Genomic DNA, 15,198 nt, shown 5'->3' on the forward strand with positions numbered 1-15,198 from the left:
CAAAACTCTTCCACCTGAGATCACGTGACTATTGCTGTTCGCAAGGTGCGTCAGATCCCACCAAGTTTGGCTTTGGAAGGGCGCCGCCGGTGTCTTGCACATTGGCCGCAGAGCTTCGCGACAACCAATCGCTGTTGCTCAATGTACACAGCGCGTATGCTTTCAAAGGGAGCAAGAGAAAGATGTTGATGAGTGTGTGGAGCGAGAACCCGAGAAATCGAAGTTGGCGCGCACGAAACGCTGCAACGCTGCAACGAACTATAGTCATGGCTGCAATCATCAGGCATGCCGTCCAAGGCACAGTACCTGTCGTTACGAATTGCGCGAGCCCCGCCAGAATCGACAAAGATAGCAATAATGGGCCAATATTCTGGCCAATCACGTCCAATGTGAGATAAATATTAAGGCCGCGCAGCAGTTGGAACGCCAGCAACGTGTCACGGAAAGTGCTCCGGGCCCAGCGAAGCTGTTGGCGCAGATAGGGACCCATGCTGTTGGGAACGACTGTTGCCGCGACGGCCTCCGGGACATACTCTGTTCGAAAGCCTGCTTTCAGCATCAGGATCGTAAGGTGGCGGTCCTCGCCGAAGTCGCTCGGCTTCCCTCGAAAGCGCTGCGTCTCGTACTGATCCAGCAGCGAAACAAGCGCGGATCGCCGGTACATGGCACACGGACCGCAGCAACACATGACGGCACCGAACCGAGCCTGCGCTGCCCGCTCTTCGTTGCAGGCGAGCCAGTATTCCATGTCGATCAACCGAGTCAGCCAAGTTTCACTGCGATTGCTAGCCGCCAACTGGCCCATGGCGGCGCCGACCGCTTGATCTTGCATCTTTAGCGCAAGCCTGGTGATGACGTCCGGGGCGAGTATCGTGTCCGAATCTACATTCAGCACCAAATCTCCGCACGAGCGGCGAATGGCGGCAATCTGCGCCTTGCGCTTTCCGACATTCTTTGGGAGCGCAATGAAGTTGAACCTCGGGTCGCCCGCGTATTCCTCGTGTACACCCACGAGGGCATCGCGGTTTGCAGAACCGTCATCAACAACATAGACCTGCAGTTTGCCGGCGTAGTCCTGACTTGCAATGGAAGCCAGGCAGTCCGAGAGGGTGCGAGGCGCCTCGTTGTAGCACGGGATAATGACATCGACGCTCGGCCAAAGCTCACAGCCGGCCGGTTCGCCCGAGGTTGGCGGTACGTTTGCAGGCAGGGTATAAAAGACCTGCGCGGTTTTGTAGACGGTCGACAGCAGCGCGTAAGAGCAGACGGCAGCAGTACTGGCTGAGGCAAATAGGTTCATGAGATGTCAGATTTTTCAGTGAATTTGAGGGAAGCGGGCGGATAGTAAATCCGCGGCCAATGCTGGAGTCAGATCGATCAATGCCATGAGGGCCGGATCGGGCTGACTGATATCATTGCGGGTGTCCTTCATAGCTCTGGACCGTTCCGATCGATCAAAGTGCCGGCCGGCCACTCGCTCATTGAGCGTCCAATTGGCAGCACAATGAGGAGCACGTCGTCGTCGACTCGCGTCGTGGAAGGCAGATCGGGGTACACGTCCGGGAGGGTTGAACGCACGCGAACGCCTGTCAAAATGTTCGCCAAGCCTTTGCGGCGGAACCTCCCAACATGGTTCCGGAGCGCCTGCCGAACCGTGCCGAAAGCGAATGGAACGCCAAGCTGCTGCAGCACTGGATACATCACGCTAATCGAATGGGCGATTCCCAGCCCCTCAAGATCCGGACGCACGCCGTATAGACCGAGTTCAGCGACAAGCAGATCAACGTCGCCAACTTTGATGTATCGACGCAGCAGGCCCAAGTGAGCAGCTATCCCGTGCACATCACGGCCGATTACGCGGAGCTCCGGCCTTGCACCGGCCCAACTTCGACCGCCTGCGAATTGCTTCCCATTAAAGGCTCCGGTCGGCTCATAGGTCTTCCGGAAGAACTCAGAGAGTTCGAGGTGATCGGGAAGCTGCAACTCATTTTCCCAGCATAACCTCCACTGCACGTCAGGGCGCATGCGAAGACTTCCTCTTTTTCGGGTTCTTTTGTGCACCTCACGCGGTAGAGCAATGGCGGTGCATGTCATGGGTCTATGAACGACCCTCCCGGATTGGTAAAATTGATTGTTTAGATCGCGAGCATCCACGCTATGGATGTTAAAACCGTGCCTTTCAAAGGCCCTGATCTGAACCATCTGGTCGTGCTCGATTGGCCCGATAAGCGGCGGCACCGATGGCAGCTGTCGGTGACACAACCTGATTCAAGAGCGGCCGCCAGCGCGTGGCTGCGCCCGTGCCGAAGCAGCGATCAAGTGGAGGATGGCCCGACTGTTAGGCGTCAGCAAAGGCGGCGACCGTTGGCGCACGCTGATGATGCATGGCGATCGCGCAGCTCTGGATCGCCGGCGGCAAACAGGTTCCGCGAAGCTCTGGCTCGACAAGTTGCGGCAAGGCGGCATGCCAATGGCGCGATGGTCGCGCTCGCCAACAGGAATTGTCTGGTCAATGCTTTCGAGTGTTGCCAGTCAACCGGACTGTCGGTGAAAGCACCTGGAGATTGGGAAGGAGGGCGCGCCCGGATGGCGCTACTTCGAACGAATTGTTTAAGGTTTTGGCAGGCTGAAGTGCGCGAAGGGGCTGGCCCTTAAGTTTTCACTCCGTACGAGGGGTCAAAGATCGCCGCAAACAGAAAAGGCAGCCTAAGGAGCGTCAGCACTTGCGCCCGCCGAAGGGCCGGGACGCGGGACTCACTGCAACGACGAGATCGGTTAAAAAGTCTGGGGCCGTTGAGGTGGAAGCGGGCGAAAACCCCTCGAGGCTCGCGGCGCAGAACATCGAGCCGCATGAAGAAGCCGGATGTAGTCAGCAGTTGTTACCATCAACCGGATCCAGCTACTTGTTGCAATTGGGCGCTCTATACGTCCGCATATTGGGTCAGCTTGACACCGCAGAAGCGCACAGTGTCTCCCAGTGTTTCATCAGGAAGCGGAAATCGGCTTTCGGAAGAGAGCCAGCAGGCAGTCTTCATTGATCGACGCGCCCCGGCACTCGATGCACTCGATCTCGGTCAACGATTCGTTCAGCATGGCGATGGTGGTCTCTGCACCAGCAGCGTGCCCCCAGCGTTCGCAATTGGCGTCACGTGCCGACCCGAAAACCAGCTGCCCGCCTGGCGCAAGCAGGCCTACCAGGTTGCGGACTGCCGCGCGGATCTGAACGAGGTCTCCGACGTAGTAAAGAACCTCCGCTACGACGATCAGGTCGAACAGCTCGTCACTCGAAAACTGTTGAACATCGGAAATTATCCAGCTGATGTGCGGCGTCTCCTTCATGCGTAAACGTGCTCGCGTAATCGCTGGCTCCACGACATCGATCACAGTGAGCCGCTGGCAAATGGGGGCTAGCCGCTCCGTAAAAGCGCCGGCAGCGCACCCGACTTCGAGCGCATTCGCGACTCGACCTTGCGCAAGTGACAACCGGAGAATTTGGGTGTGGCGCTCCCGCTCGAACGGGTTGCCATCGAGCCGCCATGGATCGTCTGCGGCCATTTCTCGATTCAGCAGTTCATGATCGATTTTATGGGTCAAATTCGCACCTAGCTAAGGCAGCAATCACCGGCGCTGCAAATGCCGTCAGATGTCGGTAGGGTCGGGTGTACTGCGGGCCGAGGCAGTTGATTTCGGTCACGCTCCTAATTGGGTCCGCAGGATTGGCAAAATTGATTGTTTGGATGACAACCATCCACGCGCTGAACACATCGAAGGCGGAATTGGGCGTGGATTCCGCACACACACACGGCGATTGACACGTTGACGATCCGCGATGGAAGAGGCTCGCGGCATTCAGCAGCCCCGTCTTCATCAAGCTGATCCCGCGCAGCCGCGACCGCTCCCATCGAACCACACTCGCCCGCCTGCTACGACGCCGCACGCTGATGCTGACACTATGGTGACTGGGGTTTACCGCCTCAGCATGGCCGCAATGCCATGACGGACAAAGGGAAGATGTTGGCCGAGGCGCAGCCCCACATGCCTTGCAAGCCGTGCCGCCGGATTCTCGCTTGAGTAGAGTCCGACGAGGATATTCGTAGCATGGTAGAGCGGCGCCGCCGACAGGCGCAGTCGGCTTTCATATCTGTGGAGCATGTCGGGGTCGGCAATGTCGCGACGGTCGCGCCATGCGGTCTCTATACCGCGGGCGAGCTGCTTCTGGCCGCCGAGGCCGATGTTGAAGCCATGCGCGGTCACCGGGTGCATGCCAATGGCAGCGTCGCCGATCAATGCGGCGCTCGGCGCCCGGAACCTGTGCGCCCAGGTCGTGGCCAACGGATAGATATAGCGTTGGCTTGCCAGGCTCATGTTGCCGAGGCGCCCTCGACAGCGCTTTGTCAACTCCCTCAGGAACAACTCGTCGTCGAGGGCAAGCAGTCCGTCGGCCTCGTTTGAGGGCAAAGTCAAAAGCAGCGACGACACGCCTTGCGCGAGAGGCAACATCGCCACCGTCTGATGGTGATCGAACCATTCGATCGCGATCTGGCGGTGGGGGCGCTCGTGCCTCACCCGGCAAATCAGCATCGAGTTGCCAAGCCGATTGATATCGGCGCCGATGCCGAGCAGATTGCGGGTGGCGGAAAAACGCGAATCGGCTGCAACGAGAAGCCGAGCGCTCAGCTGCCTGCCATTGGAGAGCGTTATCAGTGCTCCTTGACGGCTGTTTGTTGCACGCACGACCGAGTGGCCGCACAGCAGCCGGGCATGGCCCCGCAAGCGGTTGATCTTGAACAGGGCATCGCGGATCTGGCAATTCGGGACCAGAACGCCCAGTGGTTCCGCGGATCCGCCGGGGGAATCGAAACACAACGCAAACGGGCTCGATCCGTTGAGGACGCGTGCGCCTTGAAGCGGTGACCTGTCCGAAGCGGAGATAACATCCCAGGCGCCGAGCTCGCGAAGGATTCCAATCGAGGCGTGAGTGAGCGCGATCTCGCGGCCGTCGAAAGCCGGACTTGCCAGTCTTTCCAGGGCCTGCCCTTCCACAACCGCCAGTTTGAGCTGGCTAGAGGCAAGCGATGCGGCGAAGGAAAGTCCGACCGGACCGGCGCCCACGACAATAATGTCGAAGCTGTCGTCACAGCCGGCCATCAGCGTGGCGCCAGCGCGTCGGTTCTCTTCGTGAGATGTTGGGGGAGTCGAGCCGCAGGTCGTGCATCGATTGCGCTGTGATCTATTGCCCGCATCGCCTCAAGCGCGGTTCTCACGTCGGTTCCTGGCTGGTGAAGCGTCATTTGCCTGCTGTATGATCTGGATTGTCAAGATGATGGGAGCGACGACCAGGCTGTCGGTCAGCCCATGCTTTTCCCGTGAAGGACTGGTGATCAAACCACGCCGACAAGGGCGTGGCGTTGATCTGGGTCAGTCGAGGCGGAACCGGCGTCAGATGACATCGATCCAATCCAGTCATGCGCCAGCTGGTCCCATGACGACGCCATGGCACTAGCCAGCCCAAGGGAGAACCAGGCGTCTGATCTGGGGAAGGCTGTTTCAGGACTTTTGCGAGATCAGCGAATAACCGGCTCGCCATAGAAGCCGAAGCCAAGGTCGCAAAGGCCGAAAAGGGTGTCGCCGTCGGCGTCGAGTTCGGTGAGAAGCCAGGTTGCTGGCCCGGTCGGATCGAACAGGTTGACCACCGGGACATGGTCGTTTTGGTGTCGGTTGCGCCATTGGCGAGCAGCCGGGCGCATAGGTCGTCGGTAATCAGGATCATGGCAAAACTCCTCTCAAAACAGGTCGCGTTGGTTTCTGGCGTCATCGAACAGCCCGATATCGAGCGGCTTTTGCGCCGCGCGCGCGGGCGCAACGGGCAGGCGGTCGCGCGTGGTGAGCGGCTGGACATCGGGAATGAGCGTCTGCTCGCCTTGCGGCGTTGGTTCGGTCCGCAGGGTGTCGGGATCGCGCGCGCTCATGCCGCGATCTCGTCTTGTTGCGCGCCTTCGGCAGCGGCGTTGAAGCCGAGCAGAAAATCGGCGGCTTTGGAGGCAAGGCTGGCGGCGCGGAAGATGGCGCGATTGTCCTCGCGCAGCACCGTCAGCCATGTGCCGATATAGTCGGCATGGCGCACGGTCGGCTCGATGCCGAGGATCGAGCAGACAAAGGCTGCGGTGATTTCGGCAACCAGTTCCTCGCGCGCATAGGTCTTGGAACCGAAGGCGCCGGAGAGGTCGCGCGCCAGCCGCGCCGGGTGGCCGGTCCAGTGGCCAAGCTCGTGGAAGCAGGTGCGGTAATTGTCGATCTGCTGAAAGAATGCCGGCTGCGGCGGCACCTGAATGGTGTCACTGCCCGGCATGTAGAAAGCGCGATCGCCGCCGATGCGGAAATCCGCGCCGCTTGCTCGAATAAGCGCCTCGGCCTGCGGGACGATCTGGCGTTCGGGCAGCGGTTCGGCGTTGCCATAAAGGTGCTCGGGCAGGCCGTTGCACTGCGCGACGTTGAAGACGGTGAAGCGCTTCAAATACGGCACCGCCTGCGGCTCGTCGCCGTCTGTCTTGGCGCGCTCCTGCTCGCCCTTTGGGACAAAGCGGTCGGCATGCACGATTGTTGTGCCGCGCTCGCCCTTCCTGACATTGCCGCCAAGGGCAAGCGCCTGCCGGAAGGTCAGCCAGTTCTGGCCGGGATAGCTGCGCTCGATGACGGCGCCCCACAGGATGAGGATGTTGATGCCGGAATAGCGGCGCCCGGTGGCCGCGTTGCTGGGCAGGCCGAGGTCGGCCCTTGCGCTGCCCCATGGCTTGACCCATGGCACGGTGCCGCGCTCCAGTTCGGCGATGATGCGGTCCGTGATTTCCTGATAAAGGCTGGCGCCCGGGCGCCCGCCCCTGCCCGCGCCAGCCTCTCGGCTGCCGCAACGGTTGTGTTTTGCACGCATCGTCTGGTCCTCCGCTCTTCAATCCCGCGCCGCCGGGAACGGCCAACGAACAAACCGCGCCGGCCGACAGGGCGGCGACCGTCAGCAGCCGAGGGCTGCCCGCGCCAGGGGGCGAAGCCGGATGGCCGAGACCGCCTGAGCCTGGCGAAGAAAAAGCGGGCTCGGTTCACGAGCACCCGGCACGCGCCGTCAGGCGCGCGGGCGCCGTCAAAGCTTAGGCCTCCCGCGGATGCGTGGATGCCATGCCTTGCGCTGCGGTTATCAGGTTGCAGGGCTCAGCGCTCGGTGCCCCCGCCAGGCGTGCGGGCGAGAAAGGCGCTGAACAGGAATTCTCGTTCCAGGAACGGTCGTTCCTGTTCCATAACGCGGTCGGCAGGTCGCCAGGGCCCCGTCGCTCGAGGTCCTATGCGAAGTGGGGTTACACATCCTGACGCAGCTAATAGAAAACATCCGCCGTTTTGAAGAGAAAGCCGGGATGCCTCTGTGCCAGCCGCTGATGCGAATCTGAAACTCCCCGACCTGTTCGGCGCTATCGACCGCATGCCGACGCTTGGCACGGTGTTGGGTGAGCGAAAGTTCGAGGGTCTTTAATCCGCAGCGCTACCCGACATGGGCGCTGAGACGCGCACGGCGATCGACAAGGCCTCTACGGCGCAGGCTGGATGGGCGGCGTTGACCGCCCGGGATCGCAGGGACATGCTCTGGCGCTGGCATCAATTGATCATCGACCACGCCGACGACCTCGCTGCCATCCTCACAGCTGAGATGGGCAAGCCGCTTGCCGAAGCCAAGTCGGAAGTCTCGCATGCGGCGGCATATCTGCAATGGTATGCCGAAGAGGCCAACCGCATCTATGGCGAGACGATCTCCCCGCCCTCGACTGACCGGGGCATGCTGGTGATCAAGCAGCCAATCGGCGTTGTTGGCACGATCACGCTATGGAATCTCCCGGCTTCAATGGTGGCGCGCAAGATCTCACCGGCACTGGCGACGGCTGCGCCGTGATATTGAAACCTGCCGAACAGACGCCGCTTGTTGCAGGCGCAATGCGCGCGGCCGGCTTTCCCGAAAGGCGTCGTCAACCTGATACTGATCAACCGATGAACTTGATCCACAGGCGCTTGAACCATGCGACGATGGCCTTGAGCCCCTTCGGCTGGGTGCCGCGCTTGAGAAGGCGGCATAGGCACGGCCGGCTTCGATCTGCTCGCGAGACATCTTGCCGGCCCAATGGATCGATGATGACTGCCTGCAGGAACTGCGCTGGATGTATGACCGGCGCGACCTTTCCGAAGTGCGGCGCGACCTCGCCCAATGGCTGGCCAAGTGGGAGACGCGCTGCCCCAAGCTGTGCCAGTGGGTAGAGGACAACATCGAGGAGACGCTCACCTTCAACCGGCTGCCACGCCAGCATCACAAGCGCCTGAAGAGCATCAACATCCTGGAGCGGCTCAATCAGGAGATCAAGCGGCGCACCCCATGTGGTGCGCATCTTTCCCAGCGCCGAGAGCTGCCTGCGGCTCGTCCGCGCGCTCGCCGTCGAAACACACGAAAACTGGCGGAGGCCATGCGAATCTGAACATGGAGCACCTGGCCGAGCACAAGAAGGAGATGCTGCGCAAGCTGGAGGAGCCCAAGGCCGCGGTTACTTGAAGACGCCGCGCCTGACCCGCCAACACCGGCGACCGTGATCGCAAATTTGCAGAAGACTCTGGACAGAGCTCCCAAACTTCATCAAAAATAGTCAGAGCTAAATTATGGAAGCCGATCGAGATGGAGGAGGAGGGGTTACAAGCCTCTGTATAGTTCCCCCAAACTTTTCGATATCGAAGGGCTTACCTGCGGACCGTTTGGCCATCGATTCCGATCGTTTTAGCTTCATCTCACGACGGAGCGCAGAGAGGTCTGGCCCTGGTGCAGAAATTACTCCCGGCACCACCGAAGTGAAGGAGTCGAACTGCTTTGTATAGCGCCAAATTGCCGACGGAACGTCCGGCGCCCATTGTTGCTGCATGCCTCGATTCTTGGGGCGGTCTGGATGACGCCATCCACCATCTCACTCCAAAGGGCAGTGGAATCTGGAACAATGTCGCTTTTGTACGCAAGACATCCTTCACGCCGGATTGGCATATAATCTTTAACTCTCCTTCTGTTTTTGGACTTCCAGTTGATATCGAGGCGAGCCCGAACAGGACAATTTTTGCAATCGGCGAACCGCCGACGAAAGCTCATCGCGCGCTCCATCTAGGGCAAGGGGAAAATACCATCGTTCTGACGTCTGACGCAGAGCTGGTAGCTCGGCAGAATGCAGGGCGTCGATTCGTCTTGTCTCCACCTATCACTCGGTCTTGGTCTGTAAGAAAGACGTATGACCAACTTCTGGTCAGCGAAGTCGTTGACAAGCCGCGTCGGCTCTCATGGATTACCAGCAACATCGCCCTGCTTAAAGGACATCGATATCGGCTGGCGTTTTTGGAGCGGCTGAGAGAGGAGCTCGAGTTCGACCTGTTCGGCCGAGGTTTTCACCTGATTGGAGATAAATGGGACGCACTTGCACCTTACCGCTACAGTATAGCTTTCGAGAATACTAGAGCTGATTACTATTTTACAGAGAAGCTTATGGACTGCTTCGTTGCTGAAACAATGCCGATCTATTACGGCAGCCCGGCAATCACGAGGTTCTTTCCGCCGGATTCAATGGTTCTGATTGATCCAGAGGACAAGAACGTAATTCAAAAGATCCGAGAAATAACCAACTCGGACCTCTGGAAGGACCGTCGCGATGCAATACGAGAGGCGAAGCGGTTGGTACTTGAGAAGTACAATATATTTGCTTATCTCGCGGGCTTCATCGAAAGCGTTCAGGATAAGCCTTTGCCGCCTAAAGTTATGCACATCGGTACGCCCGAGGTCGATTTTGGGGTAGACGAATGAACTCCAAAGTTCATTCGCTTCGCGCGCCCGGCGGTTGGTGATCTGGCAGGGTCCGTACGCAACACTCGGCGGAGAATGCCTCGAGCATCTTTGATGAACACAGAGTCGGTTTGGGAATCACGCGATAGATCCTGTCTGATTCACTGTCCCGGTGATTTACGAGGATGTGATGATGACGAGGAGCCCAAGGGCGGACCTTCGTGGGCGCGTGATTGCGGCCATTGAAGTCGGGGTTTCGAGGCGGGAGGCGGCGCGTCGCTTCCGGATCGGTATTTCGATGGCCGGGAGTTGGTATCGCCGCTATCGCGAGACCGGCCAGTTGGAAGCGCGCAAGCAGGGCCAGCCGTCGCGTTCGAAGCTCGATGCGCATGAGGCCTTCATTCTTGGCCTCATCGAGGAGGCGCCGGACATCACGCTTGCTGAGATCGGCGAGCGCCTTGCCGCCGAGCGTGGCGTGCTGGTAGCGTCGTCCACGGTCCGGCTGTGCCTCGACCGGCGCGGCATCACGTTTCAAAAGAAGACGGCGCACGCCGCCGAACAGCAGCGCCCCAATGTCCTGCGCCGCCGCAGAACCTGGTTCGATGGCCAGCTCGATCTCGACCCCGAGAGGCTGATTTTCATCGATGAGACCGCAGCATCCACAAAGATGGCGCGGTTGCGTGGCCGCAGCCTGCGCGGCGAACGATTGTCGGGCGGCCGTTCCTCACGGCCATTGGAAGACCACCACATTCACGGCCGGCCTGCGGCTGGGCGGCTTGGCGGCGCCAATATTGCTCGATGGCCCTATGCATGGTTCTGCCTTGCTCGCCTATGCGCAGCAGGTCCGCGCACCCGAGCTTCTCCCAGGCGACATCGTGGTCATGAACAAACCTGCCCGCCCACAAGATCAGCGGCGGGCGCGAGGTGATCGAGAAGTTGGCGCGCTCCTGTTCCTGCCGCCATACTCGCCCGACTTCAACCCGATCGAGATGGCTTTCTCGAAGCTCAAGGCTCTCCTGAGAAAGGCTGCAACCCGAACCATCGACGAGTTCTGGTCGGTCGTGGCCAACTGCCTCGCAGCTTTCACAGCCGAGGAATGCAGGCACTATTTCGAGGCAGACAGCTCTGACCCGGAATACGTCGAATCTGCTCTGGCTGCAGCAAACGGGCCGAGACGGGCGCACGACATCGTACGCCACCCGGCTGCTGCTGATCAGGCGAACTGGGGAAGGCCGGGAACGGAATTGAGGACCTCGTCCACGAGTTCGTCGCCGGCATGTTCCTTGGCGAAGGCGATCGTCTCGTTAGCAAGGCCGGCGATATTTCCTAGGCTGAGACCCTCATTCATCAATTGCTGGCCGAAACCCACCACGCCGCCTCCGGCGAGGACGCTGCCGCCCTCTGCGTCCTCACCATCATGCTTCGCCACCAATTCCGAAGCTCCGGGAATGGCCTCGATCATGCGCGCAGCGGGACCGTCGGCTGCCTCGCGTTGCAGGAAACCCAGCATCATGCCAACGGCCTTGTCTGCGAGAGCCGGGTCGACGCCGACATCGGTGGCGATGCGCGATACGAATTCTTCCAAGGCAGGGCACCTTTCGTTTTATTGAGGTCAGAATGATTAGCTATGTTTGTCCCGCTCAAATGGTTGAGCGCAGCGCCAGTCTACGCCTCCGCAGACTTACGCAAAAACCTCTCAGGTATTGGTCCACCCTCTTGGCTACTTCCATGGACTTCACGTCTACAAGGCGCTGAAAAGGCACCGCAGCAATGATGGTGGTTACAAGTACAATGACGACAGTGCTACTAGCCGCAATGGCATGCCCCCATTGGATATTCCAGAGATAGACAGAGCACCCGAGGGAACAAAGGAGAGGGAAATGAAGAAGGTAGACCGAGAACGACAATCGACCTAGGAGTGGGAAAAAGTATGACGAGAAGGCTCGCTGAAGCGATGGAAGCGCGAGAACGCTAGCGACAAGGAAGGTTGCACCGACGCAGTGCATTGCGTCCTTCAGGGGGTTAAAGTCGATTGGGGAGAGTTTGATGATCGGCTCATACAAGATGTCGTTTGAGAAGCCGCCAAGATAGATGGCAGCAAGAAAGATTGCGATCTTAGCTTTGTGAGGCCATTTCGCTGGAGAAACGCGAGTCAGGAGGACGCCGACCCCGAACGACAAGGCGAAGGGCAGGTAAGCTATATGGACCGCAAAAGAGAGAGCCGCGGCAAAAACTGTGACGAGGGCGAAGGTGAACCACCTCGCAGCGAAGGCGAACATGAAGGCTAAGTATGAACCGACGAGCTCGATGGACATCGTCCAGAGTGGTGAATTGAGTTGGTTCTTACCGAGAAATAAGGACTCATATAGGGCCTCCTTGGCGATGGTCGCGACCGTAATTGAGCTAGGGTAATACCAGGTCAGCCAGATCGAGCCCGTGAGTGGAGCAACTTCAAGATTTCTCATCAGCCCCATGGCAAAAATGGTACCGGCAAAAACGATTGAAGCCGCGATTGGAATGCCGAGGCGGGGTATCCGTCGGATTGCTCTGGATACAAGCACCGACGCATTTCCAGTGTCAGCAAAAGACTTGGTAAGGACGAAGCCGCTTAGAACGAAGAATACACAAACCGCAAAGCTTCCGTTGATAAGCATGCTGAATGGGGGGAGAGTTAGAAGCTGAGCAGGCCATCCGATTTCTGGCCACGCTGCTTGCGCCAACGGGTACATGGTTTTGAATATCCCTGGCTCGACAGCGAAGAGGGCGTGAGACAAGAGGACGCCAACTGCAGCCAGCCCCCTCAACCCCTCTAAAGCAATAAAACGTTCAGATCCGGCCTGCCCCGCCGCCATTCCGTTCATGGATACTCTGCCCCTTATGAATGCGCCGGTTTCGACTTGGTCTTCCTACAAAGTCCACGCTCGTGAACGTGAGCTGGAAAGCACGGGACATTGGCTTTCCTATACTGCGGTATGCAGCATCATGACGGAGGGGTAAACTTGATTGTTTGGATATAATGCATCCATGGGATGGATATGCGGGCCATGCCCACCGGCGACAGCTGGTCCTGGATCTGAAACTCGGCTTGATCGTCCGAGAGACAGTAGAGCGCCTGCAGAACCACGATCTTCAACATCATCACCGTATCAAAGGGCGGCCGTCCGCCCTTGGCGCTATCGGAGGCGGCGAAGCCGGATGGCCGAGGCCGCCTGAGCCTGCCGAAGAAAAAGCGGGCTCGGTTCACGAGCACCCGGCACGCGCCGTCAGGCGCGCGGGCGTCATCAAGTGCCGGCAGACTGCCGCTTGCCGGATGCCTGGACGCCATGCCTTGCGCTGCGGTTTTATCAGCTCGCAGGACTTAACGCCGGTGCCCCCGCGAGGCGTGCCTCTGTGCCAACCGCTTGCACCTGAAATCTGCATAGCTGTTCGGCGCCTTCGACCGCATGCCGCCACTCGGCACGCCGCCTGGGCGAGCGAATTTTCGAGGTCTTGATTCCACTGGCGACGTGTTGGCGGAAATTTCCCAACATGGGGTCACGGAGACGCGGGCAGCAAGGCCTGTATCGCAAGAGACTGGATGGGCAGCCATGACCGCCCGAGAGCGCAGCGACATGGCTTGGCACTGGCATCAGCTGATCATCGACCATGCGGACGACCTTGCTGCCATTCTCACCGCTGAGATGGGCAAGCCGCTTGCCGAAGCCGGCTCGGAAGTCTCTCACGCTGCTTGCGATCTGCAATGGGACGCCCGAAGAGGCCAAAGCCATCTATAGCGAGACGATCTCCCTGCCCTAGACGGGCCAGCGCATGCTGGCGGTCAAGCAGCCGATCGGCGTTGTTGGCACCATCAGGCCGTGGAATTTTCTCGGCCTCGAGGGTTGCGCGCAAGAGCTCGCCGGCCCTGGCGGCCCGCTGCGCGGTCATCCTCAAACCTGCCGAACAGACGCCGCTTGTTGCAGGCGCAATGGTTGCACTCGGCGCGGAGGCCGGCTTTCCCGAAGGCGTCGGCAACCTGATCTGTGCCTGCAAAGGCGATGCCGTCGGCCGCACGCTGATTAGCCGATGAACTTGATCCACAGGCGCTTGAACCATGCGACGATTGCCTTGAGCCCCTTCGGCCGGGTGCCGCGCTTGAGAAGGCGGTCATAGGCGCGGCCGGCTTCGATCTGCTTTTGATGAGGTGTAACGGATATGACTGGAATGGGTCTATCATCGGTCTTGGAGCAAGGGCGTCTCGCACAATTAGGCTGACCTGGGTCAGCTTGTTCGGCGTTTGGTGTTTCGCGGACGCTCTGCTGACGTCAGCTGGTTTTCGCGATCCTCGGTGGTCAATTGCTGCGGACCGACAACGGACTTGCGGCCACCTGCAATGGGCAACTTCATCTGCGGGGCACGTCGAACCTCTTCCGGCGTCGGACGACGACGTGGCTTTCTTGTCTTCAGACCGGATTTGGCGTGCTCGTTGAATGCCTCACGCGCCAGATTGAGTTCTAGGAGATTCGCCAGAGCTTGATCTTCAGAGATATCTGTAGGCCACCCGTAGGCTCCGGCAACGGCGGCATCCAGGTCCGAGTGAGCGTCGATGGCGACACCATCGAAATCCATGGTCAGCGTATCCATTTCAACGGCATCGACGCGCCGGAGAGCAAGCAGTACTGCAGCGACGCCAAGGGATTCGACTATCCATGCGGACGCCGTTCAGCCGAGGCTCTGGACATCTTTCTAGCGGCCTCCAAGCCGGTGCACTGCACCTTCTTAACTTGGGACCGATATCACCGGTTTGTCGGTGATCGCCAGCGCGCGGATGGCGTCAGCGTGGCCGGGTGGATGGTCGAGCACGGTCAGGCTCTGGATTGGCCCCGCTACAGCCACGGAGCATTTTCAGCGCAACAGGCGAAGGCGGAAGCCGGGAAGCTCGGTCTTTGGGTCGGAGCGTTTCAGGCGCCATGGGAATGGCGGGCAGCGCACGCTGACGATGCGAGGCCGTCGAGCCAGCCGCTCGGCATCATCAACCGCCGACAGGTAGCGCAAAGCTTTTCGTGCCAGCCGCGCCGGACATGCTCGCAAATCAGCTCTTGCGACGAAGCCCAATAGTATCTCAGCAACTGCCCATGGGGCGGCAAGCTGGATCGCGATGGCGACGGAATTGCTTGCGAGACACTCTGTTGATGGCGCTGGATAAGAAGCGGCCACAGATGCAAACGCCGTAAAGGCGGAGGGATGAGAGAGATGGTGTTCTTTGCAACAATCGGACTCTTTTCATCGCTGTGAGCATCCCCATTGCCGCCATGTACGCCTGCGGACAGTTTGTCGGACAGAAACCGCCACACGCGCTGTTTAAGATGGCCGTGATGTTG

Annotated in this window: 12 protein-coding genes and 6 pseudogenes; 7 read left to right on the forward strand and 11 right to left on the reverse strand. The window is 59.6% G+C overall.

The genetic code is table 11. The features are described 5' to 3' along the window. Positions 1-28: 28 nt before the first annotated feature. The 7 genes and pseudogenes from nodC to FCU66_RS26485 all read right to left on the reverse strand — a co-directional run bounded on the left by nodC (position 29) and on the right by FCU66_RS26485 (position 6,928). The gene (gene nodC / locus FCU66_RS26455; protein WP_136617891.1) at positions 29-1,300 is read right to left on the reverse strand and encodes a chitooligosaccharide synthase NodC; all 1,272 of its coding nucleotides are present in this window, start codon (positions 1,298-1,300) and stop codon (positions 29-31) included. Positions 1,301-1,428: 128 nt separating this feature from the next. Further along, the gene (locus tag FCU66_RS26460; protein WP_136617890.1) at positions 1,429-2,025 is read right to left on the reverse strand and encodes a NodA family N-acyltransferase; all 597 of its coding nucleotides are present in this window, start codon (positions 2,023-2,025) and stop codon (positions 1,429-1,431) included. Between the two features lie 960 nt (positions 2,026-2,985). Next, positions 2,986-3,594 (reverse strand): nodulation methyltransferase NodS, encoded by a 609-nt coding sequence (gene nodS / locus FCU66_RS26465; RefSeq protein ID WP_136617889.1) that lies wholly within the window; start codon positions 3,592-3,594, stop codon positions 2,986-2,988. Positions 3,595-3,966: 372 nt separating this feature from the next. Then, complete coding sequence (gene ubiM, locus FCU66_RS26470; protein WP_136617888.1) at positions 3,967-5,148, reverse strand: 5-demethoxyubiquinol-8 5-hydroxylase UbiM; 1,182 nt, start codon at positions 5,146-5,148, stop codon at positions 3,967-3,969. 440 nt (positions 5,149-5,588) lie between these two features. After that, a pseudogene (locus FCU66_RS26475) lies at positions 5,589-5,770 on the reverse strand (DUF2958 domain-containing protein); the annotation flags it as partial. Between the two features lie 13 nt (positions 5,771-5,783). Continuing rightward, the gene (locus FCU66_RS26480; protein ID WP_136617886.1) at positions 5,784-5,969 is read right to left on the reverse strand and encodes a hypothetical protein; all 186 of its coding nucleotides are present in this window, start codon (positions 5,967-5,969) and stop codon (positions 5,784-5,786) included. Further along, positions 5,966-6,928: an ArdC family protein gene (locus FCU66_RS26485; RefSeq protein ID WP_136617885.1), complete on the reverse strand. Its 963-nt coding sequence runs from the start codon at positions 6,926-6,928 to the stop codon at positions 5,966-5,968. Before FCU66_RS26485 ends, FCU66_RS26480 begins: the two co-directional genes overlap by 4 nt. Before the next feature lie 475 nt (positions 6,929-7,403). Between FCU66_RS26485 and FCU66_RS26490 the strand changes: the two are divergent. From FCU66_RS26490 to FCU66_RS26505, 4 genes and pseudogenes are all read left to right on the forward strand, one after another. After that, positions 7,404-8,017 (forward strand): annotated as a pseudogene (locus FCU66_RS26490) (aldehyde dehydrogenase family protein); the annotation flags it as partial. Between the two features lie 151 nt (positions 8,018-8,168). Then, positions 8,169-8,581, forward strand: a pseudogene (locus FCU66_RS26495) (transposase); the annotation flags it as partial. Positions 8,582-8,890: 309 nt separating this feature from the next. Then, positions 8,891-9,862 carry a glycosyltransferase family 10 domain-containing protein gene (locus tag FCU66_RS26500; protein ID WP_136617884.1) on the forward strand — a complete coding sequence of 324 codons (972 nt, stop codon included), beginning with the start codon at positions 8,891-8,893 and terminating at the stop codon, positions 9,860-9,862. Between the two features lie 172 nt (positions 9,863-10,034). Then, positions 10,035-10,977 (forward strand): annotated as a pseudogene (locus FCU66_RS26505) (IS630 family transposase); the annotation flags it as partial. 77 nt (positions 10,978-11,054) lie between these two features. On the opposite strand, the gene FCU66_RS26510 reads toward FCU66_RS26505, so the two are convergent. From FCU66_RS26510 to FCU66_RS42850, 3 genes are all read right to left on the reverse strand, one after another. Beyond that, positions 11,055-11,426: a hypothetical protein gene (locus FCU66_RS26510; protein WP_136617883.1), complete on the reverse strand. Its 372-nt coding sequence runs from the start codon at positions 11,424-11,426 to the stop codon at positions 11,055-11,057. A 55-nt stretch (positions 11,427-11,481) separates the two neighbouring features. Next, the gene (locus FCU66_RS26515; RefSeq protein WP_136617882.1) at positions 11,482-12,702 is read right to left on the reverse strand and encodes an acyltransferase family protein; all 1,221 of its coding nucleotides are present in this window, start codon (positions 12,700-12,702) and stop codon (positions 11,482-11,484) included. Positions 12,703-12,821: 119 nt separating this feature from the next. Beyond that, on the reverse strand, positions 12,822-13,166 hold the full coding sequence (locus FCU66_RS42850) for a transposase (protein WP_425462868.1): 345 nt from the start codon (positions 13,164-13,166) through the stop codon (positions 12,822-12,824). Between the two features lie 118 nt (positions 13,167-13,284). Here FCU66_RS42850 and FCU66_RS26525 point away from each other — a divergent pair. Next, a pseudogene (locus tag FCU66_RS26525) lies at positions 13,285-13,901 on the forward strand (aldehyde dehydrogenase family protein); the annotation flags it as partial. 197 nt (positions 13,902-14,098) lie between these two features. Here the strand turns inward: FCU66_RS26525 and FCU66_RS26530 are convergent. Continuing rightward, positions 14,099-14,446, reverse strand: coding sequence for a hypothetical protein (locus tag FCU66_RS26530; RefSeq protein WP_136617881.1), 348 nt, complete (start codon positions 14,444-14,446; stop codon positions 14,099-14,101). Here FCU66_RS26530 and FCU66_RS26535 point away from each other — a divergent pair. Then, entirely contained in the window at positions 14,414-14,935 is a 522-nt protein-coding gene (locus FCU66_RS26535) for a thermonuclease family protein (protein WP_246094016.1), read from the forward strand. The genes FCU66_RS26530 and FCU66_RS26535 overlap by 33 nt on opposite strands. Before the next feature lie 27 nt (positions 14,936-14,962). After that, positions 14,963-15,010, forward strand: a pseudogene (locus tag FCU66_RS42855) (excalibur calcium-binding domain-containing protein); the annotation flags it as partial. Positions 15,011-15,198: the final 188 nt, after the last annotated feature.

The organism is Mesorhizobium norvegicum (assembly GCF_004919685.1).
Taxonomy (GTDB): Bacteria; Pseudomonadota; Alphaproteobacteria; order Rhizobiales; family Rhizobiaceae; genus Mesorhizobium; species Mesorhizobium norvegicum.

Bases quoted from the DNA above. Each gene is read 5' to 3' on its own strand.
- FCU66_RS26530 (WP_136617881.1), bottom strand. From the start codon at position 14,446: ATGGATTTCGATGGTGTCGCCATCGACGCTCACTCGGACCTGGATGCC.
- nodC (WP_136617891.1), bottom strand. From the start codon at position 1,300: ATGAACCTATTTGCCTCAGCCAGTACTGCTGCCGTCTGCTCTTACGCG.
- FCU66_RS26460 (WP_136617890.1), bottom strand. From the start codon at position 2,025: ATGCGCCCTGACGTGCAGTGGAGGTTATGCTGGGAAAATGAGTTGCAG.
- FCU66_RS42850 (WP_425462868.1), bottom strand. From the start codon at position 13,166: ATGGCGTCCAGGCATCCGGCAAGCGGCAGTCTGCCGGCACTTGATGAC.
- FCU66_RS26515 (WP_136617882.1), bottom strand. From the start codon at position 12,702: ATGAACGGAATGGCGGCGGGGCAGGCCGGATCTGAACGTTTTATTGCT.
- FCU66_RS26480 (WP_136617886.1), bottom strand. From the start codon at position 5,969: ATGAGCGCGCGCGATCCCGACACCCTGCGGACCGAACCAACGCCGCAA.
- ubiM (WP_136617888.1), bottom strand. From the start codon at position 5,148: ATGGCCGGCTGTGACGACAGCTTCGACATTATTGTCGTGGGCGCCGGT.
- FCU66_RS26485 (WP_136617885.1), bottom strand. From the start codon at position 6,928: ATGCGTGCAAAACACAACCGTTGCGGCAGCCGAGAGGCTGGCGCGGGC.